Raw genomic sequence first — 1,736 nt, forward strand, 5'->3', positions numbered from 1 at the left:
GAGCGGTACCACGGAGAGTCCGGCTTCGTCGCGAGCGAGCCGAGGACGGCGCTCGCGACCGTGGCCGCCCCCGTGAGCGCGACGTTGCGCACGGCCGTGTCCGGCCGGACCGTCTGCATCGCGCTGCGCACGGCGGTGTCGAAGTCCGTGAAACCGCCCGGCACGTCGACGAGCTCGAGCAGGTCGCTCTCCTTGGCGACGACCTCGTGGACGAGGCTGCCCACGAGCGGCTTCGCCAGCCCGGCCGAGATCGGCGTGACGAGGCCGACCCAGTGGCTGGCGAGGCGCGGCGTCAGCACCGGCACGGTGACGACGACCGGCCGCCGTCGTCCGGTCGCGTCGGCGAACCGCCCGATCATCTCGCGGTAGGTCAGCACCTCGGGGCCGCCGATGTCGAAGGTCCGGTTCGCCTCCGAAGGAAGGCTCCCGGCCCCGACGAGCAGGGTGACGACGTCGTCGATCGCGATCGGCTGGATCTTGTTGTCGAGCCACTTGGGGGCGACCATCGCCGGCAGCCGGGTGGTGAGGTAGCGCAGCATGTCGAACGAGGCCGAGCCGTCGCCGAGGACCACGGCGGCCTGGAGCACCGCCGTCGGCACCTCCGAGTCGAGGAAGATTCGCCCGACCTCGACGCGCGACGCCAGGTGCGGCGAGAGCACCTCGTCGTCCGGGTGGAGGCCGCCGAGGTAGACGATGCGCGAGACCCCGGCCTCCTTCGCCGCCTCGGCGAAGTGCGTCGCGGCGGCCCGGTCCCGTTCCTGGAAGTCCGGCTTGTCGTCCATCGAGTGCACGAGGTACCACGCCGCATCCACTCCCGACAGGGCCCGGCGCATGTCGTCGAACGACCCCACGTCGCCCTCGAGGACCTCGACGCGGCCCACCCAGGGCCGGTCGTCGAGCGAGCCGCGCCGGCGGGTGAGCACGCGCACGGTCCAGCCCTCGTCGAGCAGCCGCGGCACGACGTGGCCGCCGATGTAGCCGGAGGCCCCGGCGACCAGCGCGGTGCGGCCGGGGGCAGTGGTCGGGGAAGAGGTCATCGGGTCACCTGGTGAGCTCGAGGGCGGGTGGGAGGAGCAGGAGCATCCCGGTCGACCACGTCACGTGCGTGATGATCGGGCCCAGGATGCCGCCGGTGACCCGTCGCTGCAGTGCGGTGACGAGCCCGACGACGGCCGCGGCCAGCACGAGCAGCGGGACGCCGCTGCCGACCGTGGTGAGGGCGTAGAGCACGGTCGTGACGGCGACCGCGTGGGACGGCAGGGCCGCATACAGCGCGCCGCGGAAGTAGAGCTCCTCCGCGATCCCGTTGAGCACGGTGATGAGGAGGACGACCGGCAGGGAGCCGAAGCGCGCGTGGTCGAGCAGGGCGTCGACCGGCTCGCGCAGCAACGGCACCCGCGCCACGACGAGCGAGCCGACGAGGAAGACGAGGAGCACGAGCGCCCCGAGGGCCAGCGACTGCACGACCGGCCGGGACTCGCGTTCGCCGGAGCGGGTGTGCCCGCGGCCGAAGTGCAGCGGCCCCGAGGCGAGCGCCCCGAGCGCCCAGACCGCCGCCAGCGCCAGCGACCCGGCGTAGAAGAGCGGGTCGCCCGGCTTGATGTGCAGCGCCCAGCCGAGCACCACGGACCCCACGACGAAGGTCACCGTGACGACGACACGGCGCCGCGTCCGCGCCTGCGGCGGGTCGGGGTGCTGTGCCTTCACCGGCTCGAGGAGCGCGGCGTCGAGGAAGG

Annotated in this window: 2 protein-coding genes; both read right to left on the minus strand. The window is 73.4% G+C overall.

All coding sequences use genetic code 11. The features are described 5' to 3' along the window. Positions 1-1,037 (minus strand): NAD(P)H-binding protein (locus ABD194_RS09030; protein WP_343990389.1); only part of this gene is annotated, 1,037 nt, incomplete at its 3' end. A gap of 4 nt (positions 1,038-1,041) precedes the next feature. After that, the coding region (locus tag ABD194_RS09035) for a CPBP family intramembrane glutamic endopeptidase (RefSeq protein ID WP_343990385.1) at positions 1,042-1,736 on the minus strand (695 nt) is incomplete at its 5' end.

Origin of the sequence: Terrabacter terrae (genome assembly GCF_039529575.1) — a bacterium.
GTDB lineage: Bacteria > Actinomycetota > Actinomycetes > Actinomycetales > Dermatophilaceae > Terrabacter > Terrabacter terrae.